Source organism: Paenibacillus sp. GCM10012306, assembly GCF_042649265.1.
GTDB lineage: Bacteria > Bacillota > Bacilli > Paenibacillales > Paenibacillaceae > Paenibacillus_AQ.
Genome location: NZ_JBHRYW010000001.1, coordinates 499,411 through 525,764, shown reverse-complemented (window position 1 = coordinate 525,764; position 26,354 = coordinate 499,411). Strand labels below are relative to the sequence as shown.

Sequence of the window (26,354 nt, the reverse complement as noted above, 5' to 3'; positions counted from 1 at the left end):
ATTATGCACAGAAAAACATCAGAATACATCGTATGGAGACGGTTGCAGGACGCTATAGACCGGCTCCTCTTTTTTATGTTAAGAAAACTTTGAGAAAATGTTCAGAATGTCCTAGTATAATAGTTCTGTCGAACTATATATCTGTTGATCTATATCATTGAATTCTTTTCTGTCTATGTGTATCACGAACCCAACTCAGAAGGAGTATGCATAATGAAACCTAATTACTTTAAAGAAGTACATCAGTTCAGTCATCAAGATGACCGGCGTTATCAACTGCTCATGAGAAAACTGCGGATTATCCATGCGGAAAAGAAGCAGTACACCCCGCTGCAGCGGTTGAAGAGAGAATGGAACAGCTTTAGAAATCCGATCAAAGCAAGCGATTGGAGCAGCGCAGAGGCTCCGGCTTTTAAAAGGTCTTCAGTTCCAATTGATGTTGTACAATCCGCACGATATCCGCAATGTAATCCCCGATAATCGGCAGATTAAGCGCCCCCAGCACTTGAAGGACATAAATAATCGTTGCCGCAAAAAATGTAAAGCCCACTGCAATCCCAACTCCACGTGATGTTCCTGAGAGCACATTCAGCCAAATCAGGCGCCAGGGAGAGTAAAGAAGCTCTGTGTACTGAGCAATCCGAGACTTCTCCATCTGCTGTGCCAGCTCAAAAGTCATCCGATAGACGAGGTTTAGCTTCTCCTCCGGTGGAATTTCCTCAGGATTTCGAGGATCCCCGGCTGGAGTTTCCTTGTGCCCATTAATCTTATCTGAGGTCTTGATGGAGATTCTCCCCCTTGGCCCTGATCCTTCGCTGCCTTCCTTGCGTTCCGTCACTGTCACTCGCCCCTTCCCATGTTCCTAGCATCACAAAACAAACGAGCCCGGCAAAGGAAATATCTTTCCTTTAGCACGGGGCTCGTTATTTTGCGCCGAAATATAAGGAACTATATTTCCTGAATAGACGGACGGCCGTAAGACTGTTCGTCTATGCTTGTGACGCTAGTATATGCCATTAAGGGACAAGTGATACATTTTAAGCACCGATGTGAATACCGATAGTTTTGCCTCCGGCCTCCACACTCTCAAAGGATTGTGCGCCACCTAATTCTACAGTGGTAACCAGGACGTTCTCACGTAGCACATGCTCAAATGCAGTAACTGCTACCTTCAGTTCGTCGTCAAGATCCAGTGTCAATGCAATTCGCTTGTCGATCGGCAGATCCAGACGTTTGCGGTAATCCTGTACCGCCCGCACGATTTCCCGCACCCAGCCTTCTTGCACCAGCTCAGGCGTGATCTCGGTATTCAGCGCTACAGTGATCCCATAGCCAGATGCAGAGGCAAAGCCAGGCTTAGCCTGCTTCTCCACTAGCAGCTCATCGGCAGTGATTTGCAGCTCTTCCCCATCTGGAGAAACGATAGCGATTACGCCATCCTGTACGGCTTTGCGGGTAGCTTCACTATCCAAGCTCTTCAGGAAGCCTTGCAGGAAGCCGATATTTTTACCGTATTTTTTACCAGCAACCTTCAGATTCATCTTCAAGGTAAAATCTACAAAGCCGCTATCACTGGTCTCCACCACAATGTTCTTGATGTTGATCTCATCCTTGATGATTTCTTCATAGTCGGCCACGTGGAAGCTGCGATCAATCGACACAATCAGCTCGGACAACGGCTGGCGGTTCTTAATACCCGTCTCGTTACGCACGTTACGTGCAAGCTCGACGATGCCCCGAGCACTCTCCATATCCTGCTCCAGCTCTTTGTCGATCAGGCTTTCGTCAGCTACCGGATAATCCGCCAAGTGCACGCTCTCTCCGCCACCCAGGTTTGTGAAGATATCCTCAGACAGCATTGGTGTGAACGGCGCCATCAGCTGTGCTGTGGTCAACAGTACATGAGTCAGCGTACGGTAAGCATCCAGCTTTTCCTCGCCCAATCCGCTACCCCAGAAACGGTCACGGGAACGACGGATGTACCAGTTGCTGAGCTCGTCGATGAAGTTCTCAATCGCTTTGGACGTATTGACAAAATCATTCACGGCCAGTCCTTTATCTACCAGCAGGATCAAGCTATTCATACGGGATAGAATCCAACGATCCAGCTTATGAGCGGATACTTTGAACGGATGATCCGCCGGATCATAACCGTCAATGCCAGCATACAGGGTCAGGAACGCATGCGTGTTGACCAATGTATCCACGATTTTGGATTTGGTCTCACCGACCAGACCACGGGAGAAGCGTTTATTGTTCCATGGCGCGCTGTCGGACAGGATCGCCCAACGGAAGGCATCGGTTCCGTATTCATTCATGATTTCCCACGGGTCAATAACATTGCCCTTGGATTTGGACATTTTTTGGCCATTCTCATCAAGGATATGACCGGTAGCAATAACCGCTTTGTAAGGGGCAACGCCCTTGAACAACGTGGATACTGCCAACAGGCTGTAGAACCAGCCACGGGTCTGGTCAATTCCTTCACAGATCATTTCCGCCGGGAATTGCTCATCTAGCGCGTCAGCATTTTCAAATGGATAGTGGCTTTGGGCAAAAGGCATCGATCCGCTATCGAACCAAACGTCGATAACTTCTGATGTGCGTACCATGACTCCACCCTCGCTGAACGGACTGCGCAGCTTGATGTTGTCTACGAACGGCTTGTGCAGTTCGATATCCTCTGGCACTTCATCCACGGCCATCGCTCTCATCTCAGCAATGCTGTGCGGTGCGAACTCCTTGCCGGTATCCTGACAGACCCATACATTCAGCGGCGTTCCCCAGTAACGGTTACGGCTGATGTTCCAGTCCACCAGCTCCTCCAGGAATTTGCCGAAACGTCCATCACGTACGTGTTCAGGGTACCAGCTCACACCGTTGTTGTTGGCAATCAGTTGATCCTTGATCTCTGTTGTGCTGATGAACCAGCTGTCTGTTGCATAGTACAGAAGCGGGGTATCGCAGCGCCAGCAGAACGGATAGCTGTGCTCATATTTTTCCTTGCTGTAGAGCAGACCTTTCTCCGACAACGTCTTAACGATGTCTAGATCGCAATCCTTCACGAATCGTCCAGCAAAATCAACAATTAGATCAGTATATTTACCAGAAGCATCGACTACATTCACAAAGCTGATGCCGTTCTCGCGGCAAGTCTTGTAGTCATCCTCACCATGTGCCGGAGCCATGTGTACAATCCCTGTACCGCTAGCATCTGTAACGAAAGATGCGCCAACAATGACATTGCTCTTCTCAGCCTTGATATAGCCGAATGGAGGGGCATAGGTTTTACCGATAAATTCAGAACCTTTATGCGTGGAAAGGATGGTATGCTCACCCTTCATCACATCATCTACCAGATTCTTCGCCAGAATGTACACGCCATCCTCTTGCTGCACCCGCACATAATCCATATCCGGGTTCATCGCCAATGCCATATGCGCTGGTAGCGTCCAAGGCGTTGTCGTCCAAGCCAGTACATATTCACCGCTGTCATCCAGCTTGAACTTGGCGGTAGCACTGAGGTCTTTGACCGTCTTGTAGCCTTGTGCTACTTCGTGGGAGCTCAGTGTCGTCTGACAGCTCGGACAGTACGGGCTAACGCGGTGTCCACGGTACAACAGGCCCTTTTCATGTACTGTAGCGAGGATATTCCAGACACTCTCAATGTACGTATTGTTCAACGTGATATACGGGTTATCCAGATCCGTCCAATAACCAATCGCTTCCGTAAATTCACGCCATTGCTTCTCGTATCCGAAGACGCTGGCTTTACATTTCTCGATAAACTTCTCAACACCGTATTCTTCGATCTCTTGTTTACCAGAGATGCCTAGCTGTTTCTGTACTCCCAGCTCAACCGGCAGGCCGTGTGTGTCCCAGCCGGCTTTACGTACTACACGGTAACCCTTCATCGTTTGGTAACGACCGATAAAGTCCTTGATTACGCGTCCCAGCACGTGCCCGATATGCGGCGCACCGTTCGCTGTAGGCGGACCTTCATAGAACACATAGTTCTGGCGGCCTTCGCGGTTCTCCATGGATCTGCGGAACGTATTTTCGTCACTCCATTTTTTCAGGATGCGGACGTCTCTCGCCCGCGCTTTTTCTCTGACATCAACTTTTTGCATTGGGGTCAAATCCTTCCTTGGTTTTTTCGATCCCTCCCAAACCCTCCCTTCGCCAAGGGAGGGCCCCAGAGGGCGCTGCCCTCTGGACACCCGGAAGCAGAGCTCGAGGTGGGAGTGGCTTTGGTGGAATAGTAACTGATACATTGGCGCGAGGACCGGCCCTTCTTAGGCTCCCCTGCGGGTTCGCCTGCACGGCCTCGACTTTTAAAGACTTTGGAATGCTTGCGACGCTTTCAACCGTCGCTGGCTTCCGAGCCTGGGCTGCCTCCTGCGGAGGATCGCGAGCTCGGAGGCAAAGCGGAGTGCTTGCGACGCTTCGACCGTCGCTGGCCTCCGAGCCTTAGGCTGCCTCCTGCGGAGGGTCGCGGGCTCGGGGGCAGAGCGGAGTGCTTGCGACGCTTCGACCGTCGCTGGCCTCCGAGCCTTAGGCTGCCTCCTACGGAGGATCGCGGGCTCGGGGGCAGAGCGGAGGCCCCGCAGGCGAACCCGCCAGGGGAGCCTAAGAAGGGCCGCTCCCCCGCCGAACAAACCACCTGTCCGCTTGCCAACCTTCTTCCGACGAGATTTACTTGCGGGTGTCCAGAGGGCTGCGGCCCTTGGGGTCCCCCTTAGAAGGGGGATTTAGGGGGATGCGCACGCAAAAACGAGCGCCATCCCGCCCCACAAGGGGCGAGACGACGCTCGCGATACCACCCTAATTCAGTGCATGAGCACCACCTTAGAGGGAGTGTATTCAGGCACGATCTCAGCTCCACGCCGTATTTATGACGCGGGTCCGGTGTAACGTCCGGCAGACGGCTCGGCTTACACACGCGAGAATGCGCTTCAGCGTCGCTTCTAAGGGAAGATTTTCCGGCAGGGTCTGAACATCGGCTTTCAGCAATCACCGACTCTCTGGGGAACAGATTCTTGTCGTACTTGGCCCTTCATCGAATTACATATAATCATGGTTGTAGATATGTTCTAGTTATAGCCTCTTTGAGCTTAAATGTCAACCAGACAGAATGCACCTAAAATGCGTTCTCGGTAACCTCTCGGCTCTCAAGTGCATTCCAGTCATCCTGAGAAAGAAGCTCCAGTTGGGCTTCAAGCAAGGTCCGGAAGCGAGTCCGGTAAATAGAGGCCTGCTTGCGCAGCTCTTCGGTCTCCATCGAAATCTTGCGGGATTTGGATAAGGCTTCGTTAATGATACGGTCAGCGTTCTTCTCCGCTTCCTTGATAATCAGCTGCGATTCCTTCTTGGAGTTGTTCTTCACTTCATCTGCTGCTTCCTGAGCAATGATGATCGTCTTGGACAATGTCTCCTCGATGTTCACAAAGTGGTCCAGACGCTCCTGAAGGGCCAGGAGCTGATTTTGCAGTTCCTTGTTCTCACGGATGACGCTTTCGTAATCTTTGATGACCTGGTCCAGAAACTCATTGACCTCATCTTCGTCATAACCGCGGAGCCGCCGGGAAAACTCCTTGTTATGTATATCGAGCGGCGTTAATGGCATGCTGTGCACCTCCTAGAAATTTCGGACCTTCCTGGCCTCTGCAGCCGTTGCAGCGGACAAAGAAGCAAGTTTGTAACTCAAGTATTAGGCAATAGTTGCTGTTTCATTCCTACTGCCGGCTAGGGTCCGCCTCTTCTACACTATCGGCGTCCAGCTTCAAATTCGTTTGTTTCCCACGAGTTAATCATTTTCGACAAGGAAAGCGAGATTCCTGCAAAGGGATTCACACAAATTTGCCAACCTGAACCCGGTATCGACCTTTTTTCGTCAAGCCGCCGACCTCCAGCACCTTGAACCGGCCAAAGCCTTGCAGAGATACCACATCGCCTTCCTTGAGTGCGGTGGACGGATCCTCCTCCACCTTCCAGTTCACCCGTACCCGTCCGCTTTTGATCGGCGCAAGAATTTTGCTCCGGCTAAGCCGGGTCACATCCGCAGCGATGCCATCAAGCCGCAGGGAGGCCACAGTCAAATCCATCATTTCAAGCTTGGTCTCACTGCTACGCAGCGAGGAAAGTGGCAAGATTTCAGTGCTGACGGTAACCTTATGAACACCATGCAGATTCATGGTGAGATAATCGGCGATATCTGCCGTTACTACAACATGACAACCATCTGCAAGCACATGGATATCACCGATTTTGCTGCGTTTGATTCCAAGACCTAGAATCGCGCCCATATAATCACCATGCTCCAGTGCCAGAAATTTCTGCTCCCCGGAAGTGATCGCGAGCACTTTCATAGCCATGTCTTCGCCATCCAGCTCACGGTAATCTGGAGCAATCAGAGCTCTGCACCGCTCTGCACCCTCATGCCCACCTTCCAGTCTGACTATGACATCAGGGTGGCGGTTGACCAGACTTTGCAGAATATGGCCTTGGCGTGGATCGAGAAAATCCGTCAGTTTACTCTCATGATATTGTCCCGCGGCCGTTACCCAGTCCCAAGCTCTGTCCACAAACTGCCGCTCGTCGGGATGAAAATGCCCGTAGATTTCAGTCTTCAGCATGGGTTACAGAACATAACTCAGCAAAGATTTGAGGCCGTAAACCGCCCATCTGAGTACAAACAGCGCAACGATCGGCGAGATATCCAGCATTCCGAAGAGCGGTGGAATAAACCGGCGGAACGGTGATAAAAACGGTTCGACCAGCTTCGCCAATAGTTCCCCAATAAAGTTCTCACGGACACCAGGAACCCAGGACATCAGGATATAGATAAAAATCATGTAGAAGTAGATATTAAACAGGATATCAATAATGGAGCTCACTTCATAATACAAAGCCCGTTCACCTCATTCTGTTATAGTCTTGTTCGTCGCCAAGGATCTCGGTGATGGAGCCTTGAATTTCAACCGTATCCGGAGTGCACATAAATATATTGCCCCCAATTTTGGATATTCCTCCACCCAGGGCATAAACAGTTCCGCTTAGAAAATCAATAATTCGCATAGCCTGGTCATTGCGCACTCGCTGTAAGTTAATTACAACGGTCCGGTGTGCCCGGAGATGATCAGCAATTTCCTGCGCCTCCTCATAGGAACGCGGCTCATACAGCACAACCTTAACATTTTTCTGTGAATGGATGCTGACGACGTTGTTGGTCCGCTGATTCTTGCGGGTTTCTACAGGGGTTGGCTCGTACTCATCTTCCTCACGTGAAGAAATCTGCTCCCGTTCCACAATCTCCTCTTCCTCCTGCAAGCCAAAAAAACTCATAAAACGGTTCATAACACCCATCACCTATCCCTCCTTGTGACCTACCAACACCGTACCCAAGCGAACCCAGGTAGCTCCTTCCTCTATCGCCACTTCAAAATCATTCGACATTCCCATCGACAGCTCCCTGATCGGCTCCGGAGTCAGTTCCTGCCGATTCAGCTCATCACGCAATTCTCGAAGTCCGCGGAAGACAGGGCGAGTCAGCTCCGGCTCCATCTCATAGGGCGCCATGGTCATCAGACCGATCACATTAACGCGATCAAGGCCAGCGATTTCCTGCAAAAATCCCGGTACATCAGCAGGCGGCAAACCAAATTTCGTATCCTCACCCGAGATGTTCACCTGCAGAAAAACATTGACCTTCTGTCCGGTGCTCTCGGCCTTTCGCTGCAACTCCCGGGCCAGCGAGATGCGGTCCAGGGAGTGAATATATTGAAATTTGCCGATAACATCCTTCACCTTATTCGTTTGCAAGTGACCGATGAAATGCCAGGTCCCCTTCTCTCCCAAGGCCAACCACTTATGCTCGGCATCCTGCCAGCGGCTCTCGGCGACATGCTCCAGCCCTGCTTCCAGCACAGCGGATACCGTTTCCAGAGAAACGTATTTCGTAACCGCAATTACATTGACGTCCTTACGATCTCGTCCGCTCGCTGCACAGGCACGTGCTATGCGCTCTTCTACCTCGGCTATTCTCTCCTGTAATGTCAAGCCCAACATTCAACTCTCCTTTATTCCGATCCAGCTCGTCATTCTGCCTGTAATCCCATTTTCCGCACGGTATGAAAAGAAAATATCTGTATTACAGCTTGTACACCATGATGTACATTCGATATGTGTCGGCAATATTCCTGCTTTTATCATAATGCGTCGATTCATTTCTTTCAAGTTCAGCATACATTTACTGCTATCCGTAGCAGAAGGGCTGTACAGCGCTTCATCCTGCCCCATCGATTCCCCACTCTCTGCTTCCAGACGCCGGATATGATTCATCACATAATCGTCCACTTCATAACAGCAATCACCAATCGAGGGGCCGATGGCAGCCCGAATATCCTCCGGACGGCTCCCGTATGCTTGCCCCATGGCATGAACAGCCGCAGCAGCAATTTCCGCCACGGTCCCTTTCCAGCCTGCATGCGCAAGACCTACGGCACACTTGATGGGATCATAAAAATACAGCGGCACACAATCCGCATAGAATGAAGTCAGCAGTACACCCGGAACATTGGTGACCATAGCATCTGTAGCCTGAAAAGCAGAAGCCCGGTCCAGGCGTCCCCGTCCACGGTCATTCTCTGTAACGACAGTGACTGCAGCGCCATGCGTTTGCTCGCCACAGGTCCAGTCCTTCAGGGTAAATCCTAAACTATCAACCAGCGTGGTCCGGTTATTCATTACATCGGCAGGATCATCCCCGACATGGAATGCACAGTTAAAACTATCATAGGGTGCCGTGCCGGCCCCACCCTCTCTACCAGTAAATCCTGCGGTTATTTCCGGATGCTCCACTGCCCACGGTTCCAGCCGCAGCAGCATGGGAGCTTCTCCGCTCCGTACAAACGGTTCCATTTCCTCACCTCCGTCTTAGTGTACCACAGGGCAAAACTCCCAACAAAGAAATGCCTTTGATTCTGAGGCAGAACGCTGAAAAATCAGGCATTTTGACCTATCCTGCACAAAGAAATAGCCAAAGAAAAAGACGCATCATTAATACATGCGCCGTTCACTGCGGTCTCCCCGCTCCAAGTACATCGTTTGCCGCTCTTCCTCAGCCTGGGGCATCCGGTTCTCTTCAATTTTCACCAGAACCACATCCGAGCCAATCTTCACAATGTTCCTCCAAGGTATGATCAGATCTGCACCACCGCCGAACAACCCCATAAATCGGGTATAACCGGGAACTACAATAGCATCAATAACCCCCCGCCGGAGATCCAGCTCCAGATCACTGATCTGCCCCAGCCGCTTGCCGTCCACGATATTAATGACATCCTTAGTCTGAAAATCAGAGATCTTCATTTTTTTGCTCGCTCCTATAGTTTCCTGATTCATTTCATCTCACCCCTGTACCATCAGACCTATAGTCCAATATATGATCCCTAAGCTTGGCAACATGTCAATTGCAGTCCCATTCTTCTCTCTGGGGACAAAATATAATTTGGAGCGCTGAACCGATGTTCCTTTGTGATGAAATGCTGATGGCTGTGCGTTCATAGGATAATCTTAGAACAGAAGTGTACATAGAAAATGGGATGTCCTCAGGCCCTGATTGCGGCTGGAGGAACATCCCATTTTTTAGTGGAGCCAATAATTACGATTTGACATGCTTCTGCATTTGCTGAATTGCGGATTTCTCCAGCCGTGAGACTTGAGCTTGTGAAATACCGATTTCATCCGCGACTTCCATCTGGGTTTTCCCTTCAAAAAAGCGCATGGACAGAATCCGCTTCTCCCGGCCACCAAGCTTCCGCATAGCTTCCCGCAGGGCAATTTCCTCGATCCATGAGACATCCTTGTTTTTATCATCGCTGATCTGGTCCATGACATAAATCGGATCCCCGCCATCATGATAGATCGGCTCGAACAGGGAAACCGGGTCCTGAATGGCATCAAGGGCAAAGACAACATCTTCTTTAGGTACACCAAGGGCTTGCGAAATTTCGAAAATCGTCGGTTCCCGCGAGTTTTGATTAGTCAGACTGTCACGCACCTGCAGCGCCTTGTAAGCAATATCCCGCAGCGACCTGGAGACACGAATCGGATTGTTATCACGCAGGTATCTGCGAATCTCGCCGATGATCATGGGAACCGCATATGTGGAGAACTTAACATTTTGCGATAAGTCAAAATTGTCGATGGCTTTCATAAGCCCGATGCACCCCACCTGGAACAGGTCGTCCACGAATTCCCCCCGGTTGTTGAACCGCTGAATTACACTCAGGACCAATCTCAGGTTGCCGTTAACCAATTTCTCTCTGGCGGATCGCTCCCCCTGTTGCTGCAGCGAAGTGAACAATTCACGCATTTCAACGTTCGTTAGAACGGGCAGCTTGGATGTGTCCACACCGCAAATCTCGACTTTATTACGGGTCATGATGATTAACCTCCCAAGGAGAAACATTACTGTACATTATCTCCCCGGCCCGGCATTTTATTCCTTGATTATCTCACCTTAGACCATCTTGTTGAACTCCTTGCGCAGCCGCTTGATAATTCTTTTTTCCAGGCGCGAGATGTAGGATTGGGAGATACCAAGCAGATCAGCCACATCTTTTTGTGTCTTCTCCTCCCCGCCGCGCAGCCCAAATCTCAGCTCCATAATCAATCTTTCCCGCTCGCTCAGCTTCTCGAGTGCCTTCTGCAGCAGCTTGCGATCCACCTGTTCTTCAATGTTCCGATAAATCGTATCGTTCTCAGTCCCCAGCACATCAGACAGCAGTAGTTCATTACCGTCCCAGTCAATATTCAGCGGCTCATCAAAGGATACCTCGCTCCGTGTTTTGCTGTTGCGTCGCAGATACATCAGAATCTCGTTCTCGATACAACGCGAGGCGTAGGTTGCTAGTTTGATTTTTTTCTCAGGGTCAAACGTATTGACCGCCTTAATCAGCCCGATCGCCCCAATGGAGACGAGATCCTCGATGTTAATGCCAGTGTTCTCGAATTTGCGGGCAATGTAGACCACAAGCCGCAGGTTACGCTCAATCAGCATGGCCCGTACTGCCGCATCACCGCTGGATAGCCGTTGCAGCAAAAACTCCTCCTCCTCACGTGTTAACGGGGGTGGCAGAGCCTCGCTCCCGCCGATATAATAAATTTCCTGGCTCTTTAGCCCCAGCAGAAACAGCATGCGGTAATATTGTAGCTGCAGCGAAATTTTCCATTTGATCATTCTTGTTCCTCCTTCAAGATGTGCCTGGTTCGTGAAAGAATGGCCTGGGGAAACGTACCTGTTTGTCAGTCGTATGCCCATATTAGGAAGGCACCGCCTCAGCACTTTCCCGCACAGCCAGATCAGGATGTATCACAGCTCGGTACGCTCCGTCTCCTGAAAGCGTCCCGCCATCCAGCCCGATCAGCACACGCTTACTACAAAAAGTGTCCCCATCCAGCTTTATGGTCACACGGTCAGGCTTCAGGGCGAGCATAAACGATGCACTTCGGTTCACTCCCCGGTAAGGGACCAGCCGAATTCTGTCTTGCCAGGCAAAGGACTGCCCGTCCGTCTCCAGCAAAAGTTGGTCCGCACTACTCTGGGTCAGCCTTCCCTTCCAAGATGCTGGAAGCTGTGTCTCCCAGAGCGACGATTCCATGACCATGACGGGAATCTTGGTCAGCGGATCACTTAACCGGTTGCCTGTATCCAGCAAGCCAAGGCAGGAAACGATAACGCCATCAATCTCGACGATCACTTCCCCGATATAAGACTCCAGTTGTTCACGTTTCATCCGGGAAGTGTGCACCACCTTGAAGCAGAGCAGCACCAGCGGCAGAAGCGCAATAACGAACCACATTCCGATCTTCAGCCTATAGGCGTGCCCGCCTGCCGCCGTGAACATGATGCCATTCCAGATATCACCTGAGCTTTGCAATAGATAGTGAATGCCAACAATTCCGCCTGCTGCCGCAAAATTGATGATATAAAAAGCGCCCATCGTCCGCAGATAGCGCTGAAGGCTCCCGAACCCAAAGGCAATCCACAGCATAATCACCGACAGTCCGAACTTGATAAGGAAGGTATACAGGAAGGTTAGCTCTGGTACAAACATCATGACCACATACAATGCTCCAACCACAGCTGAGAGTACAAGCCTCCACCAAGATACCTTGAGCTTGACCAGCCAGCCAGTCAGCCAGAGCAGCACTCCGTCAATCAGCAGATTGGTGGCGAATATCAAGTCAATATAAACTACCAGGACATTCACCTGCCTACAGACTGCAATCTATTCCCGAAGCGGACAATAGAGCAGGCTCTCTTTTTTGGACGATATGATTAGTATAGAAAGTCTCTTATTCAAAGTCTGTCTAAACTTGGGGGGCATTCTTGCGGTTTTTTTGTCGAGTTATAGAACAGCAACCGCCATTGCAGCATAAAAAGACCAGCCGTTTCCGGCTGGCCCTAAGCTAATTGTTATATTGATTCATAGGCGTCTGCTTACGCAGCATTTGTATTACTTTAAATATTAAGGGTTAATAGATTCAATTTCCTCTTTACTCAGTCCTGTAGCTTCCTTAATGTCTTCATGGCCTAGTCCCATCGCTAATAGTTTCTTGGCCACTTCAAGTTTAGCTTTCCACTGTCCTTCATGTAAACCCTCTTTCAGGCCCTCTTTTAAACCTTCTTTCAGACCTTCTTCCATACCCTTTTTCAATCCTCTTTCCCAGCCATTCTCTGCCGCATCACGAAGAGAAGCTTCATCATGCAAATATTTTTGTCGGGCTTCATATATCCGGCGAGCTTCCGAATCCTGACTTAAAAATTGCAGAGTGTCCATGGCCTTCTTCATAACCGGTTCGTTCATCCTCAGCACCTCCCAGTGAGATTGATCTACACCCTTGAGAAACAACAACCAATTCACTAAACCTCCTTGCTCGGGAGGTGAGGATAAATGCAGCTTCGGCAGCTCCAGAAAGTGAATCTCTATATCCTGGGTGAGCTCTACACCGCTATTATCCTCACGCAAATGAAAAACACTATGATACTGCTCGCCAAGCAACAGACTATAATTCAAAATGTTGATCGTCACACACTTTTTAAGATCTCTATATTTGCCGCTTTCTTGAAGCTGTCCGGAATAGCGTTTGCTCCAGTAGTAAAGCGTTCGTTTTTCAATATCATACTTGTTAAACAGTTGCATCTCAATATCAATCATTTTACCATCTACCGTCTTGGCCCATATATCGAAGATAGATTGCTTGTCCAGCGGATCATCTTTATCCGTATATGGATTCAGCAATACTACTTCATTCAGGGCAGGTTCTCCTGCCTCGGCGAATATCCTGTTAAGAAAGGCCAGCAATACGTCTTTATTGTTCTCAGTGGCAAAAATCCGTTTGAATACAAAATCCACCCGGGGATCAAGTAGTTCCATCATGTCATCTCCCGTTATTTTATTATAACCGCAGGTACAACAAAAAACACCGCATTGCCATAGCTATCAGCTAAAGCAATACGGTGCTTCCGTATATCTATTAAAGATTCAATTAGTCATTATTGCCGCGTGTACGGTTCCGGAGGAACGTTGGAATATCGAGCTGATCAGAAGTATTCTGATTGCCGAACGGACGTAAATTAGCATTCTTATCCGCAGCAGCAGGCTCGGTATTCGTACTCGGGGCTACCGGACGACGACCAGGAGCTATAGAAGAAGGCTTATGTTCAAAGCCAGTTGCGATAACCGTAACTTTGATCTCATCCTTCATACTCTCTTCGATAATCGCACCAAAAATCATATTTACTTCCGGATCCGATGCTGAAGTGACGATTTCCGCCGCTTCATTAACCTCATAGAGTGAGAGGTTAGATCCCCCGGTAATATTCATGATGACTCCGCGCGCGCCTTCAATAGAAGTCTCAAGAAGCGGGCTCATAATCGCTTTGCGTGCAGCTTCCGAAGCACGGTTCTCACCGTTGGCAATACCGATGCCCATCAGTGCTGAACCACGTTCAGTCATGATCGTCTTCACGTCTGCAAAGTCAAGGTTGATTAAGCCGGGAACCTTAATCAAATCCGAGATACCTTGCACCGCCTGACGAAGCACGTTGTCCGCCTCACGGAAAGCTTCAAGCATCGGGGTCTTCTTGTCCACAATTTCGAGAAGTCGGTCATTCGGGATAACGATTAACGTATCGACCTTTTCTTTCAAAGCTTCAATGCCAAGCTCAGCATGATTGGAACGCTTTTTGCCCTCAAAAGTAAACGGACGAGTCACTACACCAACGGTCAGTGCTCCGCACTCTCTCGCGATTTCAGCAATTACCGGTGCCGCCCCTGTTCCTGTACCGCCGCCCATCCCTGCGGTAACAAACACCATGTCAGCACCTTTAAGTGTATTCGAGATCAAATCACGGGATTCCTCAGCTGCCTTCTTACCAACCTCAGGATTGGCTCCGGCACCAAGGCCACGCGTCAATTTGTCCCCAATTTGCAGCTTATGCTCCGATTTGGCCATATGCAGCGCTTGGGCATCCGTGTTAACGGTAATGAACTCGACGCCCTGAACGCCATTTTCAATCATCCGGTTGACCGCATTGCTTCCGCCGCCACCCACGCCAATGACTTTTATTTGCGCCAAGCTCTCCATTTCAAAATCAAATTCCAACATATTGTTCCATCTCCCCCTAGAAAAGTGCTTGGATGCCCGGTCCAAGTATATCTGGTCTTACAGTTATATAAACTCGCTGAACATATTCTTCAGACGTTCTACCAATCCGGGCTTCCGAGCGGTATCCTGGTTTGGTGCCGCACTCTGCTTGGTGCGAGCCGTCGTCTTCTTGTTGCCGCTTCCGCCGGTACTGCGTCCGCGGAATCTGCGGACCACATTATGCAGAATGCCGACACCACCGATAAATCCGGGGTCGCGCACACCGATATAATCGGGTACAGCAATACGTACAGATGCCGCCAGCTCTGCTTGAGCAACCTTTAATACACCTGGCATAGAAACAGTGCCGCCCGACAGGATGTAACCTCCCGGAAGCTCACTGTAACCCAGGCGCTTCACTTCCTTGCGGATTAGATGGAAAATTTCCTGGACTCGCGGTTCAATAATCGCCGCCAAATCCTCCTGGTTGAACTCCTTCTCCACGTTGCTGCCAATTCGCAGCACCTTAAAGACCACGTCCGAAGCCGCATCGTCGATCCAGGCGCAGCCGTATTTCAGCTTCACCTTTTCTGCTTGATCGGTCAATGTCCGAAGTCCGTAGGCAATATCATTGGTTACAAACTCCCCTCCGATCGGAATCGTGGAGGTTGCAGTGAGGGAACCCTCTTCATATACGGCTATTGTAGTTGATCCTGCTCCGATATCGACCAAGACCGCTCCCATCGACTTCTCGTCTTTAGAGAGCGCCAATCCGCCGGCGCCAAGAGACATCAGCACAAGATCTTTAACCTTCAGTCCTGATTTCTCCACGCAACGCAGCAGATTATGTATCGGCGTCTTCGCACCGGTGATGATAGTCGCGTCAACTTCCAGACGGACGCCGATCATCCCGCGCGGGTCCTGAATGCCCTCGAGACCATCGACGATATATTGCTTAGCGACAACATCGATCACTTCGCGTTCTGGAGGCAATGCGAGCACCTCCGCCGCCTTAATTACGCGATCAATATCATCTTCACCGATCTCACGGTCTTCATTCTGAACGGCCACGACACCGTGGCTGGATTGCAGGCCGATATGGTTGCCGGTAATCCCGACATAGACCTCGGATATTTGAATACCAACCATCTGCTCTGCATGTTCTATAGCGCTTCTGATTGATTGCACAGTCTGATCGATATCTACAATCGCACCTTTGCGTATTCCTTCCGAATCAGCAGATCCAACGCCAATAATATTAAAGGTTCCATTGGTAACTTCACCAATGATCGCCCGAACTTTGGATGTACCGATGTCCAAACTAACAATGATGTCATTGTTGCTCAAGCCCTATGGCACCTCCTGTTATAATCAAAGTAAATTGCAAAGCCTTTCCCAGTCCCGGGAAACATCTTCTGTACATATTCAACATACCTAATCCTTTCCCTCTTTTTTCTACAAATTTTTTGAGTGGAATAATAATACAACTACCCCAAAAGCAAATGACTCTGCATGAAAATTAAATAGCAGACCATTTTACACAAGAAATATAAGCAAAAGAGTGAAAATATATCTATAAATATGCTCAGATTCCAAAAAATCCGGAGAAAAAAGAGGGATGGAGCTTAACCCATAAAATCTATTTTAGCATTTTTTTATATCTATTAGTAGGGACTATTTACTCTTGTGTCCCTATTTCCCCTCTGTTTCTGCCTCTTCCGGTTGGAAAGGAACGTAGGAATCCGCCTCCAGCATCGTGATCAATCCGGGTTGCTCCGTTTCTATGACCTGATTCAGATAACCCACCTTGTTCTTCAGCAGCGAAATCGCCGTAATCACCTCAAATTTGGAGCGAGTATACAGCTTGATTCTGTCCGGAAAAGACAGGGTCGGCGAAGGTACAATTTCGGAGATATCGCTTGTAAGATCATTAGGAATTCCAGCCAGCACCTCAGAGAGCTTTGCCTTAAAAGGATCGGATGGCTTCCAATTGGTCAGTATAGGCTTCTCAACGGCAATCCCGGTCTCATTCACTTTGACAGCTGCGCCGCTGGAGAGAATGGCCTTGATGCTGCCTTCCTGATCCAGTTCATAGGCCACCGCCGGATACTCCTCTATATGAATAGAGATTAGACCAGGGAACTTCTTGTCCACCGTTGCTTTTTGCACTGTATCCAGCTTCATCAGGGATTCCTCCACAGTGCTCTTGGAGACAGCAAAGAACTGTCCTCCGTTCTGCAGACCGCTTTGGGCCAGCAATTCTTCTCGGGTAGAATACTTACTCCCCTCAAAATCTATCTCTGTAATCCGGCTAGCAGACGAACGGAAAAAAATCACAGCTAATAGCGCGGTGAACAGCAGGATCAGAATAAAGGTAACCTTCCGGCTCATTTTCTTTTTGGGCTTGTCCTCTTTCAAGAGAGGCACAGTGGTTTTAGACATTCTCATTTCTCCGTAGTAAGGCCCTGTCTCCTTCCCAGGCGATTCATCCGAAGGAGACAGGGAGCTTTAATTGGCCAAATCAATCGGTCCCGGAACAGGCACCTTGCGGCTAATACGGGCGCCCAATTTTTGAAACAACTTTTCAATACCGTCGTAACCCCGGTCAATGTGATGCGCCTGCTCAACAATGGTCGTCCCGTTGGCGGCAAGGCCGGCAATCACAAGCGCTGCCCCCGCCCGCAGGTCGGTCGCCTCAACAGTAGCTCCGTATAGTCTCTGCACACCACGAATAAACGCCCGGTTCAGGTCAATCGAAATATCCGCACCCATACGGGCCATTTCCTCTACATGCTTAAATCGACCTTCAAAAACGGTTTCCTTGATCACACTAAAACCGTCGGCGAGTGACAGCAGCACCATCACCTGAGACTGGAGGTCTGTCGGGAACGAAGGATAAGGAGAGGTCACTATCCTCTCTACCCCCCGAGGACGCCCCATACAACTGACATTAATTATATCATTGCAGACTGTAATTTGAACACCGGCGCGCTTGAGCACATGAATGAGCGAGGTTAAATGCCCTGCATTGGTATGCGTCAACGTAACGTTACCCCGTGTTGCCGCTGCCGCAATCATTACGGTTCCAGCCACAATCCGGTCCGGAATTACCTCATACGTACAGGGATTGAGCTTCTTCACCCCTTGAATCGTAATGGTATCAGTTCCTGCGCCCATGATCTGGGCACCCATCTTGTTCAAAAAATTCTGAAGATCCTGTATTTCCGGTTCCCTGGCCGCACCGGTTATCGTTGTGGTACCTTCTGCCATGGCCGCAGCCATCATAATATTCTCTGTCGCCCCTACGCTTGGGTAGTCGAGATGAATATCACTTCCCGTAAGCTTCTCCGCCCTGCAGGAGATTTGACCACTACTTTCCTCGATCACCGCACCGAGCGCCTTCAGACCCTGCAAATGAAGATCGATCTTGCGTTCACCGATGGCACAGCCCCCAGGCTGATAGATCGTCACCTCGCCAAATCTGGACAGTAGCGGACCCATTAGAAAGATCGAGGACCTCATCTGCCGCATTAAATCCTCTGGAACATGAGAAGTAGCTACGGAGGACGTATCAATCGTCACTCTCTCCTCTTCATGAACGCTTTTGCAGCCCAGCCGGTCCAAAATATCCAGCATGGTCACGGTGTCCAGCAGCTTCGGCACATTATGCAGTGAGTGAACTCCTTCGGCCAGCAGGCTTGCCGCCAGAATCGGCAGCGCCGCATTTTTTGCTCCATGGATCCGAATGGTGCCGGACAGGGGACTCCCACCCTCAATCACCAATTTGTCCAATGTATCACCTCCGAGATTACCGCTCACCCACCACAAACACTTCCGGTACCAGGGCCCTCATGAAACGAACAGGAACGCCCGCCTGATCTCATCTCAATGCCGGAAGTGTCTGGGTGATTGTCACGATTATAGGAATATCCTATGTTCAATCCCTCGGGTGTGTGACAGTGGCTGCCAATAAGGCATTTTCCGCCGTCTTTGCCCTAAAACTCAGGCTTGTTTCTCCAATCTCGAACGGCTTGTTCCATAACCGTCAAGGAACTACTTTTGCTTGCCGACGAGTTTGTACAGCTCACTCACGACCAGCGCGGCGGAATCCCTTTTGCCCAAACGCAGCGAGGACTCAGACATTTTACGGCGCACAGACTCATCTCCAATAATCTTGGCAATGGCACCGTGCAGCGCCTGTCCGTTCAGTTCTTTCTCTAACACTACCACAGCGGCACCTTCACGTTCCAACTGTCTGGCATTGGCTTCCTGGTGATTGTTCGTTACGTTAGGAGAAGGTATTAGTACAGAAGGAATACCCAGGGCCGTAATTTCCGAAAGAAATGAAGCGCCAGCACGGTTAACAATCAGGGATGTACATGCCAGCACTTCTGGCATATTGTGAATATAAGGAAGCACATGCAGCCAGTTGGGGATCCCCCCCAATTTTTGCCGCAGGGCTTTGCGAGTCTCTTCAAAATAAGGTTCGCCAGTTACATAAACATAATGAACTCCATTACCCTTACCCACAAAAGGGGCCATGTCAATCATTGCATCATTAATCGCCTTCGCTCCCCGGCTACCGCCGACCACCAGCACAACCGTGCTGTCTTCAGGAATGCCCAGTGATGCATACCCACGCTGTGCACTTGCCGTGGTCACTGTAGTCGCTCGCGGATTGCCGGTATAAATGACCCGTTTACCACCAGGAAACGCAGACTCTGTGCCTTCAAAGCTGACAGCCACCGTATCTGCATAACGACTCAGGAAACGGTTAGTCAAGCCTGGGATGGCGTTTTGTTCATGAATCAAGGTTGGAATGCCGAGCCTTGACGCAGCATACACAACAGGACCACAGACATAACCTCCCGTCCCGATCACTACATCCGGCTTGAACTCTTTGAGCATCTCTTTAGAAGCCCTGACTCCCTTCAGAAAACGCATAACCGTCTTAACGTTATCGAGAGATAACTTGCGGCGGAAGCCAGTAATATCAATAGATTTGAACGGAATATTCTCCTGGGGAACCAGTTTACTCTCCAAACCACGCGTGCCGCCAATGTACAGAAAAGCAGCTTGGTCGTCCTCTGTCTCCAGTTGCCTTGCGACAGCGACGGCCGGATAGATATGTCCACCCGTGCCACCGCCACTTAATACGATGCGCATGCCTTTCACCTCGCATAACGGGATAAATTCAATAGAATGCCGAGTGCCGTGAGCATAAGGGTTAATGAGGACCCGCCATAGCTGATCAGTGGAAGCGTAATGCCTGTTACCGGCATAAGGCCGATAACTACACCGATGTTAATGACGACTTGCACAGCCACCATACAAACGATGCCTACGGCTAGATAGCTCCCAAAGCGGTCAGGCAGGCTCATTGCCACCCTCATCCCGCGCCAGATCAGAATCAGGAACAGGGTCAGTACCGCCAAGCCCCCGATAAATCCCAGTTCCTCGGCCAATATAGAAAAAATAAAATCAGTCTGTGGTTCCGGCACATAGCTGTACTTCTGACGGCTCATTCCAAGCCCCATACCACCAAGCCCGCCAGGGCCGATGGCGTACAGCGATTGGATAATCTGATAGCCTGCGCCAAGCGGATCGGACCAGGGATCCAGGAACGCTGTGATCCGTTGCAGACGGTACGGTGCCGTGGCGATCAGGCCGGCAAACCCGGCCAGACCTGCAATACCCAGCGACACCAGATGTTTCATTCGGGCACCAGCAGTGAAGACCATCATCAATGCGGCCCCGAACATGACGGTGCCCGTCCCAAGGTCGGGCTGGAGCATAATCAGACCAAAAGCCGTACCAATCAGCGCCAGCGGGGGCAGCAGCCCTCGGGTGAAGGTGGAGATGTCATAATCATCACGCCCTAGCCAATTGGCCAGGAACAGAATCATGCCCATCTTCATGAACTCCGAGGGCTGAATGCCGAAGGAGCTAATCCCCAGCCAACTGCGCGCCCCGCCGCGCACAACCCCGATTCCAGGGATCAACACAATCACCAGTAATACAAAACAAACGATCAGGAGCGGTTTGGCAAACTTCTTCAGAACGCGATAATCCGTATTGGCGGTAAAGAACATGACCACCAGGCCCAGACCCGCGAACAGCAGCTGCCTTTTGACAAAATAAAACGAGTCTCCATAATTGCGAAAGCCCAAGACGGATCCGGCGCTGTATACCATCACCATGCCGATAGCCAGCAGGGCAAGAATAGGGATCAGCAGCCAAATATCCGGCGCATGACGGGATTTGTTCATGAGGAGCACACCTCTGCTTCCGTAGTAGGGGCTTATCCGCCCCCCTACTTAAAGGTTATGCACCGCCTCTTTAAAAATACGCCCGCGCTCTTCATAGGATGTGAACATGTCCCAGCTTGCACAGGCAGGAGACAGGAGAACGATGTCTCCTTCTTCCGCCAAAGCGGATGCCTCCCGCACAGCCTGCTCCAGCACGGCGGCGGCGCTCTCCCCATTATCGACGGAGACCACGTCGTTTAGTCCTGCCAGCTTCGCCACGTTCACCAGCTTGTCCTTCGTCTCTCCCAGCGCCACCAGGGCCTTAACACGACTGCTCAGGACAGGCAGCAGTTCAAGATAATCAGACCCGCGGTCCAGCCCGCCAGCAATCAACACTACCGGTCTACGGAGAGAGGTCAGCGCCATCGTAGTCGCTTGGGAATTCGTCGCCTTAGAATTGTTATAATAAGCAGCTCCGTTTTTATCTGCAACGTACTCCAGACGGTGCTCTACACCACGGAAAGACTTCAGTACCGCTGACAGTCCAGCTGGATCAGCCCCCGCCGCTATGGCAATAGCGCTGGCAGCCAGCGCATTCCCCACATTGAAGCGTCCTAGAAGACTGATAGACTCTACCGGGGCAATCTCTATCTCCTGACCCGCCGAATTCCGGTAGAGAATGACGCGCTCCAGATCGTCTTCAACATCAGGGACATAGGATGGGCTAACAAAGACGCCCTGCACCAGCTCCTCTGTCATAGAGAAAGGCAGCAGTTCTGCTTTTACATAAGGCACCAGTTCGCGACAAACGGGGTCATCCCAGTTCAGCACTGCTGTGTCGCTATCCAGTTGATTGGCGAAAATTTTCGCTTTGGAGTCCACATAATCCTTCATATCTCCGTGATAATCCAGATGCGTCTCGGCTACGTTCAGCAGACAGCCTATCTTCGGGCGGAAAGTCTCCGTTCCTTTGAGCTGGAAGCTGCTAAGTTCAACCACCATCCAGTTCTCTTCTGAGGCTTCCTGTGCGGCCTGACAGAGTGGTGTGCCGATGTTGCCGGCCACGATCGGCTTCATACCCGCTGCATCCAGCATCTGGCCTACCCAGGTCGTTGTCGTCGTCTTGCCGTTGGAACCGGTGATACCGATCATCGGTGCGGCACAGAGACGGTAAGCCACTTCGACCTCAGTGACCACTTCTATGCCCAGCTCCAATGCTTTTTGAACAGGAGGCACAGAATACGGTATGCCCGGATTCTTAACCACCAGCTTGATGCCCGGATGAATCAACCCTTCCGGATGCCCACCGCATATAACAGAAATTCCCAAAGATTCCAATTCGGAAGCTTCGGGACTTTGTTCTCTTTCCTTTTTATCATTGACCGTAACTACGGCGCCACGTTCATGCAGCACTTTGGCCACCTGGACGCCGCTCTTGGCAAGCCCTAGAACGACGACCTCTTCTCCACGATACATATCTGGATGTTTCATAGTCTACAACCCCTTGCTGATATAAAGTCCTACGGCCGCCAGCACCAGACTTACTGCCCAGAACGAGATGACGACCCGCCATTCCGACCAGCCACTGAGTTCAAAGTGGTGGTGGATCGGGCTCATTTTGAAAATGCGCTTGCCACGAGTTTTGAATGAGGCTACCTGCAGTACGACGGATAGCATCTCCACTACAAATACACCGCCGATAATCAGGAACAACAACTCGCTCTTCGTTACGATCGCTATGGCGCCAATGGCTCCGCCAATCCCGAACGACCCCGTGTCTCCCATGAACACCTTGGCCGGATGGGCGTTAAAGACCAGAAAGCCCAGTACAGCACCGATCATCGCCGCAGCACATACGCCTGCCGCAATGGAAGTCGTCTGCATGGCAATAACGGCGTAAGCCGCAAGAGCAATCGCACTAACCCCAGACAGCAAACCATCTACGCCATCAGTAAAATTCACAGCATTGGTGACAGCCATCATCATAACGATGACGAACGGATAGTAGAACCAGCCACCCCAATCAAAGCTCCAGGATGTTCCTGGTACACTAATGCTAGTGCTATGTCCCGCGGAAATTAGCAGGTAGCACATTACTGCTCCCACGAGGAGCTGTCCGATCAGCTTCTGGCGCGCCGTTAGTCCAAGGGAGCGTTTGAAGACGATTTTGATATAGTCATCCAGGAAGCCGATCAGGCCAAAGCCGAGCGCAGCTACAAGAAGGACATAAAAATCTGAGTTTACTACGGAAAACTTAAGAAAAGACAAAGTGAAGGCCACGATGATCACGATTCCGCCCATTGTAGGCGTTCCCGCTTTTTTAAGATGGCTCTGCGGCCCGTCGTCACGAACCTGCTGTCCGAATTTCATCCTGCGCAGCAGCGGAATGAATAGCGGAGCGGCAATGACCGCAAGGATAAAGGAAACAGCAATAGTAAGCAGCAATAATTGATAATCCATGGGTACACCCCCTCCTAGTGTTCTATGTCTGTTGATAATGTGCATTCAGTGACCCCAGCACTTCTTCCAGCCGCATGCCACGTGAGCCCTTGAAGAGCACAATGTCCTTTGGCGTGCTTTTGGCGATCAGAAGTTCAGTCAGAGACGCTTTATCGGTAAAAGCGAATACTCTGTCCGGACCGAATGTCTTGGTGGCAGCATCTGCGATATGTGTAGACAGAGGGCCAAAAGTAAATACATAATCAAGCTCTTCGGCATTCAGGTAGCTGCCGATTTCACGGTGAAACCGTTCTTCCTCCGGCCCAAGTTCCAGCATGTCCCCGAGCACGGCGATTTTGCTGCCGCTGGCTTTCATGGCCTGGATGACATCAATCGCTGCCCGCATGGATGTCGGACTAGCGTTGTAGGCATCGTTCAGCAGGGTCAGTCCACTAGGCGTAGAGATCACTTCGATTCTCATGCCTGTCAGCCGGAGTTCGCCGAGGCCCTGCTCGATGTGCTCTTCCGTAATGCCGTAGTGACGCGCAACTGCCAGCGCAGCCAAAGCATTCACCACATTATGGCGGCCCGGCAGTGACAGAGTAAACGCTCGCTCGGCATGAAGATGGGAGGTGAAGCTCATTCCCGCACTGTGAGCCATCATGCCTGTCGGATAATCATCATTGTCCGCATTCAGGCCGAAACGGAAGGTTCTCATATCCTGTGGAGCCTGGAACCCCGGTTCCTGCATCACTTCCGCAAGCAGTGGCTCATCCCCGTTATAGACGAGCAGACCGCCGTGCTTCAGACCTTCGGCAATTTCCAGCTTCGCTCGGGCGATCTCCTTGCGGGAGCCAAGCTGCAGCAGATGCGACTCACCAATGTTCGTAATGATGGCGATATCCGGCGGGGCCAGCGAAGCCAGAAGGGCAATTTCGCCCCGACCGCTCATACCCATCTCCAGAACGGCAATCTCGGTATCGGAGGCCATCGATAGAATCGTTAGCGGTAAGCCGATGTGATTATTGAAATTACCTTGAGTCTTGTGAACCTTATATTGACTCTCTAGCAAGGCAGTGACAATGTCTTTGGTCGTTGTTTTACCATTACTACCCGTAATGGCTACGACCTGAGGCTTCACAATATTCAGATAAGAAGCGGACAGCTTTTGAAGAGCTACCAGCGTATCTTCAACGAGAATGACTCCACCCTCAGGGGCAGGTCCCCTGTCACGCTGCCAGAGTGTACCTGCAGCCCCTGCTGCAAGCGATGCAGCACCATAATCATGTCCATCGAATTTCTCGCCTACCAGTGGAACAAATAGGCAGGCAGGTGCAATTTTGCGAGAATCCGTAACCACTCCCGCAACTTCTATATCGGCAGCTGCGGGAGCCAGAAGCTGCCCCCCGCACATGGCAGCGATATTTCCAAGTGTACTAGTAATCAATAGCTTCGGCCCCTTATCACTTCTTTGGCAACGACGCGGTCATCGAAATCATGAACCACTCCGCCGATCAGTTGGTAGGTCTCATGACCCTTCCCCGCAATCAATACTACATCGCCGGGGCTTGCCATTTCAATAGCTTTCCTAATAGCTTCCCTTCTGTCAGCGATCAGTTCGTAGCGTTCCCGTGCAACCCCGTCCTCCACCAATCCGGCCTCAATATCCTCCAAAATCAGCAGTGGATCTTCAGTTCGTGGATTGTCAGAGGTCACAAGGATGGTATCACTGTACTTAGCGGCGATTTTACCCATCAAAGGGCGTTTGGTGCGGTCTCTGTCTCCGCCACAGCCGAAGACGGTCAATACCTTGCCAGTCGCAAACTCCCGCACTGCGCGCAATACATTCTCCAGACCATCCGGAGTATGGGCGTAATCCACGATCACCGCAAACTCCTGGCCTTCATCCACGGATTCTACTCGCCCGGCCACGCCGGGAACAGCTTCCAAACTTGCCTTGATCTCTTCTAGCGGCACACCCTCCAATAGGGCGGCCGTAAGGGCAGCCAACGCGTTATACACATTGAACTTGCCAACCATACGCAGCGAAATGTCCGTCTCCCCTTTAAACGTCTCCACATGGAAAAATGTTCCTTTTGCCGTAATGGAGATTTGGGAAGCACGAACATTGGCCTCATTATCAATGCCGTATGTAATGACTTCCGCCGCTGTCTGGGCTGCAAAATAGGCGCTGGCCCCATCATCTGCATTCAGCACCGCGTATTTGCGCTCTTCCTTCCAGGGGGAGATGACATTGCCTAAGCGGGAGAAGAATAACCCCTTAGCTGCCCGGTACTCCTCCATTGTATGATGATAATCCAAATGGTCCTGGGTTAAATTCGTAAATATTGCTGTGCGGAAATCCGTTCCTTTCACTCGCCCTTGTTCTAACGCATGCGAGGACACTTCCATGACACACAATTGCACGCCTTTGCCCGCCATATCACTCAGTGAGCGCTGAAGCTCCAGAGATTCCGGCGTGGTGCCAGACATTGGATAGCTTTGTCCATCATAACGCATTTGAATAGTTCCGATGAGCCCTGTCTTCACCTGAAAATCTTCCATGATTCGTTCAATAAGATAGGTTGTCGTAGTTTTGCCGTTAGTACCTGTGATACCGATCATCCGCATGCGGCTGCTCGGGGAACCGAAAAAAGCATTAGACAGCACAGACATCGCAAAACGGCTATCGTTTACCACGATTTGCGGGACATCAAGGTCAAGTTTGCGTTCTGCCACAATCGCAGCAGCCCCGTTCGCCACAGCTTGCGGGGCATACTCATGCCCGTCTACGGTGTGGCCGGGCAGACAAATGAATAAGTCGCCTGGCTGAACCCGGCGGGAATCTGTCTGTAGATTCTTGATCTCAATATCTCCTGCCCCGTATAGCCGTGATACGGCCAGACAGGAAGCCAATTCGTTAACTTTCATAGTAATCCCTCACTCTACATTTTCGGATAAGAGGTATAGCTGTATACCTCTTGGGATGCATATTTGATACTGACGCCCTAT

Annotated in this window: 23 protein-coding genes; all 23 read right to left on the bottom strand. The window is 50.7% G+C overall.

Annotated features, from left to right (window positions below; genetic code table 11):
* Positions 1 to 412: 412 nt before the first annotated feature.
* Entirely contained in the window at positions 413 to 715 is a 303-nt protein-coding gene (locus tag ACFORK_RS02270) for a DUF5665 domain-containing protein (RefSeq protein WP_379195755.1), read from the bottom strand.
* A 322-nt stretch (positions 716 to 1,037) separates the two neighbouring features.
* Positions 1,038 to 4,130, bottom strand: a complete 3,093-nt coding sequence (ileS, locus tag ACFORK_RS02265) for an isoleucine--tRNA ligase (protein ID WP_379195177.1) — start codon at positions 4,128 to 4,130, stop codon at positions 1,038 to 1,040.
* A gap of 1,010 nt (positions 4,131 to 5,140) precedes the next feature.
* Positions 5,141 to 5,626: a DivIVA domain-containing protein gene (locus ACFORK_RS02260; protein ID WP_379195175.1), complete on the bottom strand. Its 486-nt coding sequence runs from the start codon at positions 5,624 to 5,626 to the stop codon at positions 5,141 to 5,143.
* 223 nt (positions 5,627 to 5,849) lie between these two features.
* Positions 5,850 to 6,632, bottom strand: coding sequence for a YlmH family RNA-binding protein (locus ACFORK_RS02255; protein ID WP_379195753.1), 783 nt, complete (start codon positions 6,630 to 6,632; stop codon positions 5,850 to 5,852).
* A 6-nt stretch (positions 6,633 to 6,638) separates the two neighbouring features.
* Positions 6,639 to 6,908, bottom strand: coding sequence for a YggT family protein (locus ACFORK_RS02250; protein ID WP_379195173.1), 270 nt, complete (start codon positions 6,906 to 6,908; stop codon positions 6,639 to 6,641).
* 7 nt (positions 6,909 to 6,915) lie between these two features.
* Positions 6,916 to 7,365, bottom strand: a complete 450-nt coding sequence (locus ACFORK_RS02245; protein WP_066364116.1) for a cell division protein SepF — start codon at positions 7,363 to 7,365, stop codon at positions 6,916 to 6,918.
* A gap of 3 nt (positions 7,366 to 7,368) precedes the next feature.
* Complete coding sequence (locus tag ACFORK_RS02240) at positions 7,369 to 8,058, bottom strand: YggS family pyridoxal phosphate-dependent enzyme (protein WP_379195751.1); 690 nt, start codon at positions 8,056 to 8,058, stop codon at positions 7,369 to 7,371.
* A gap of 9 nt (positions 8,059 to 8,067) precedes the next feature.
* The gene (pgeF, locus tag ACFORK_RS02235) at positions 8,068 to 8,919 is read right to left on the bottom strand and encodes a peptidoglycan editing factor PgeF (RefSeq protein ID WP_379195170.1); all 852 of its coding nucleotides are present in this window, start codon (positions 8,917 to 8,919) and stop codon (positions 8,068 to 8,070) included.
* A gap of 138 nt (positions 8,920 to 9,057) precedes the next feature.
* Positions 9,058 to 9,369 carry a YlmC/YmxH family sporulation protein gene (locus ACFORK_RS02230; RefSeq protein WP_286154934.1) on the bottom strand — a complete coding sequence of 104 codons (312 nt, stop codon included), beginning with the start codon at positions 9,367 to 9,369 and terminating at the stop codon, positions 9,058 to 9,060.
* A 292-nt stretch (positions 9,370 to 9,661) separates the two neighbouring features.
* Positions 9,662 to 10,444: an RNA polymerase sporulation sigma factor SigG gene (gene sigG / locus ACFORK_RS02225; RefSeq protein ID WP_066364124.1), complete on the bottom strand. Its 783-nt coding sequence runs from the start codon at positions 10,442 to 10,444 to the stop codon at positions 9,662 to 9,664.
* Positions 10,445 to 10,522: 78 nt separating this feature from the next.
* Positions 10,523 to 11,242 (bottom strand): RNA polymerase sporulation sigma factor SigE, encoded by a 720-nt coding sequence (gene sigE / locus ACFORK_RS02220; RefSeq protein WP_066364125.1) that lies wholly within the window; start codon positions 11,240 to 11,242, stop codon positions 10,523 to 10,525.
* 82 nt (positions 11,243 to 11,324) lie between these two features.
* Positions 11,325 to 12,275 (bottom strand): sigma-E processing peptidase SpoIIGA, encoded by a 951-nt coding sequence (spoIIGA, locus tag ACFORK_RS02215; protein ID WP_379195167.1) that lies wholly within the window; start codon positions 12,273 to 12,275, stop codon positions 11,325 to 11,327.
* A 258-nt stretch (positions 12,276 to 12,533) separates the two neighbouring features.
* Complete coding sequence (locus ACFORK_RS02210; RefSeq protein ID WP_379195165.1) at positions 12,534 to 13,445, bottom strand: Rpn family recombination-promoting nuclease/putative transposase; 912 nt, start codon at positions 13,443 to 13,445, stop codon at positions 12,534 to 12,536.
* Positions 13,446 to 13,554: 109 nt separating this feature from the next.
* Positions 13,555 to 14,676, bottom strand: coding sequence for a cell division protein FtsZ (ftsZ, locus tag ACFORK_RS02205; RefSeq protein ID WP_379195163.1), 1,122 nt, complete (start codon positions 14,674 to 14,676; stop codon positions 13,555 to 13,557).
* Between the two features lie 63 nt (positions 14,677 to 14,739).
* Positions 14,740 to 16,002, bottom strand: coding sequence for a cell division protein FtsA (gene ftsA, locus ACFORK_RS02200; RefSeq protein WP_379195161.1), 1,263 nt, complete (start codon positions 16,000 to 16,002; stop codon positions 14,740 to 14,742).
* A gap of 345 nt (positions 16,003 to 16,347) precedes the next feature.
* A complete protein-coding gene (locus tag ACFORK_RS02195; protein ID WP_379195159.1) occupies positions 16,348 to 17,097 on the bottom strand; it encodes a cell division protein FtsQ/DivIB in 750 nt (249 codons plus the stop codon).
* A gap of 66 nt (positions 17,098 to 17,163) precedes the next feature.
* The gene (gene murA / locus ACFORK_RS02190; RefSeq protein ID WP_379195157.1) at positions 17,164 to 18,447 is read right to left on the bottom strand and encodes a UDP-N-acetylglucosamine 1-carboxyvinyltransferase; all 1,284 of its coding nucleotides are present in this window, start codon (positions 18,445 to 18,447) and stop codon (positions 17,164 to 17,166) included.
* A gap of 261 nt (positions 18,448 to 18,708) precedes the next feature.
* A complete protein-coding gene (gene murG / locus ACFORK_RS02185) occupies positions 18,709 to 19,821 on the bottom strand; it encodes an undecaprenyldiphospho-muramoylpentapeptide beta-N-acetylglucosaminyltransferase (protein WP_379195155.1) in 1,113 nt (370 codons plus the stop codon).
* A gap of 5 nt (positions 19,822 to 19,826) precedes the next feature.
* Complete coding sequence (spoVE, locus tag ACFORK_RS02180) at positions 19,827 to 20,924, bottom strand: stage V sporulation protein E (protein WP_379195153.1); 1,098 nt, start codon at positions 20,922 to 20,924, stop codon at positions 19,827 to 19,829.
* Between the two features lie 48 nt (positions 20,925 to 20,972).
* A complete protein-coding gene (gene murD, locus ACFORK_RS02175; protein ID WP_379195151.1) occupies positions 20,973 to 22,394 on the bottom strand; it encodes a UDP-N-acetylmuramoyl-L-alanine--D-glutamate ligase in 1,422 nt (473 codons plus the stop codon).
* Between the two features lie 3 nt (positions 22,395 to 22,397).
* Positions 22,398 to 23,363: a phospho-N-acetylmuramoyl-pentapeptide-transferase gene (gene mraY, locus ACFORK_RS02170; protein ID WP_175372879.1), complete on the bottom strand. Its 966-nt coding sequence runs from the start codon at positions 23,361 to 23,363 to the stop codon at positions 22,398 to 22,400.
* A gap of 22 nt (positions 23,364 to 23,385) precedes the next feature.
* Positions 23,386 to 24,789: a UDP-N-acetylmuramoyl-tripeptide--D-alanyl-D-alanine ligase gene (locus ACFORK_RS02165; RefSeq protein ID WP_379195148.1), complete on the bottom strand. Its 1,404-nt coding sequence runs from the start codon at positions 24,787 to 24,789 to the stop codon at positions 23,386 to 23,388.
* Positions 24,786 to 26,273 carry a UDP-N-acetylmuramoyl-L-alanyl-D-glutamate--2,6-diaminopimelate ligase gene (locus tag ACFORK_RS02160; RefSeq protein ID WP_379195146.1) on the bottom strand — a complete coding sequence of 496 codons (1,488 nt, stop codon included), beginning with the start codon at positions 26,271 to 26,273 and terminating at the stop codon, positions 24,786 to 24,788. The genes ACFORK_RS02165 and ACFORK_RS02160 overlap by 4 nt, the downstream gene beginning before the upstream one ends.
* Positions 26,274 to 26,354 lie beyond the last annotated feature (81 nt).

Excerpts from the sequence above, each read along its gene's own strand:
- ACFORK_RS02160 (WP_379195146.1), bottom strand. The coding sequence starts at position 26,273 with ATGAAAGTTAACGAATTGGCTTCCTGTCTGGCCGTATCACGGCTATAC.
- ileS (WP_379195177.1), bottom strand. The coding sequence starts at position 4,130 with ATGCAAAAAGTTGATGTCAGAGAAAAAGCGCGGGCGAGAGACGTCCGC.
- mraY (WP_175372879.1), bottom strand. The coding sequence starts at position 23,363 with ATGGATTATCAATTATTGCTGCTTACTATTGCTGTTTCCTTTATCCTT.
- ftsZ (WP_379195163.1), bottom strand. The coding sequence starts at position 14,676 with ATGTTGGAATTTGATTTTGAAATGGAGAGCTTGGCGCAAATAAAAGTC.
- ACFORK_RS02195 (WP_379195159.1), bottom strand. The coding sequence starts at position 17,097 with ATGTCTAAAACCACTGTGCCTCTCTTGAAAGAGGACAAGCCCAAAAAG.
- murG (WP_379195155.1), bottom strand. The coding sequence starts at position 19,821 with ATGCGCATCGTATTAAGTGGCGGTGGCACGGGTGGACATATCTATCCG.
- spoVE (WP_379195153.1), bottom strand. The coding sequence starts at position 20,924 with ATGAACAAATCCCGTCATGCGCCGGATATTTGGCTGCTGATCCCTATT.
- sigE (WP_066364125.1), bottom strand. The coding sequence starts at position 11,242 with ATGATCAAATGGAAAATTTCGCTGCAGCTACAATATTACCGCATGCTG.
- ACFORK_RS02230 (WP_286154934.1), bottom strand. The coding sequence starts at position 9,369 with ATGAAGATCTCTGATTTTCAGACTAAGGATGTCATTAATATCGTGGAC.
- ACFORK_RS02245 (WP_066364116.1), bottom strand. The coding sequence starts at position 7,365 with ATGGGTGTTATGAACCGTTTTATGAGTTTTTTTGGCTTGCAGGAGGAA.
- ACFORK_RS02210 (WP_379195165.1), bottom strand. The coding sequence starts at position 13,445 with ATGATGGAACTACTTGATCCCCGGGTGGATTTTGTATTCAAACGGATT.
- murD (WP_379195151.1), bottom strand. The coding sequence starts at position 22,394 with ATGAAACATCCAGATATGTATCGTGGAGAAGAGGTCGTCGTTCTAGGG.
- pgeF (WP_379195170.1), bottom strand. The coding sequence starts at position 8,919 with ATGGAACCGTTTGTACGGAGCGGAGAAGCTCCCATGCTGCTGCGGCTG.
- ACFORK_RS02260 (WP_379195175.1), bottom strand. The coding sequence starts at position 5,626 with ATGCCATTAACGCCGCTCGATATACATAACAAGGAGTTTTCCCGGCGG.
- sigG (WP_066364124.1), bottom strand. The coding sequence starts at position 10,444 with ATGACCCGTAATAAAGTCGAGATTTGCGGTGTGGACACATCCAAGCTG.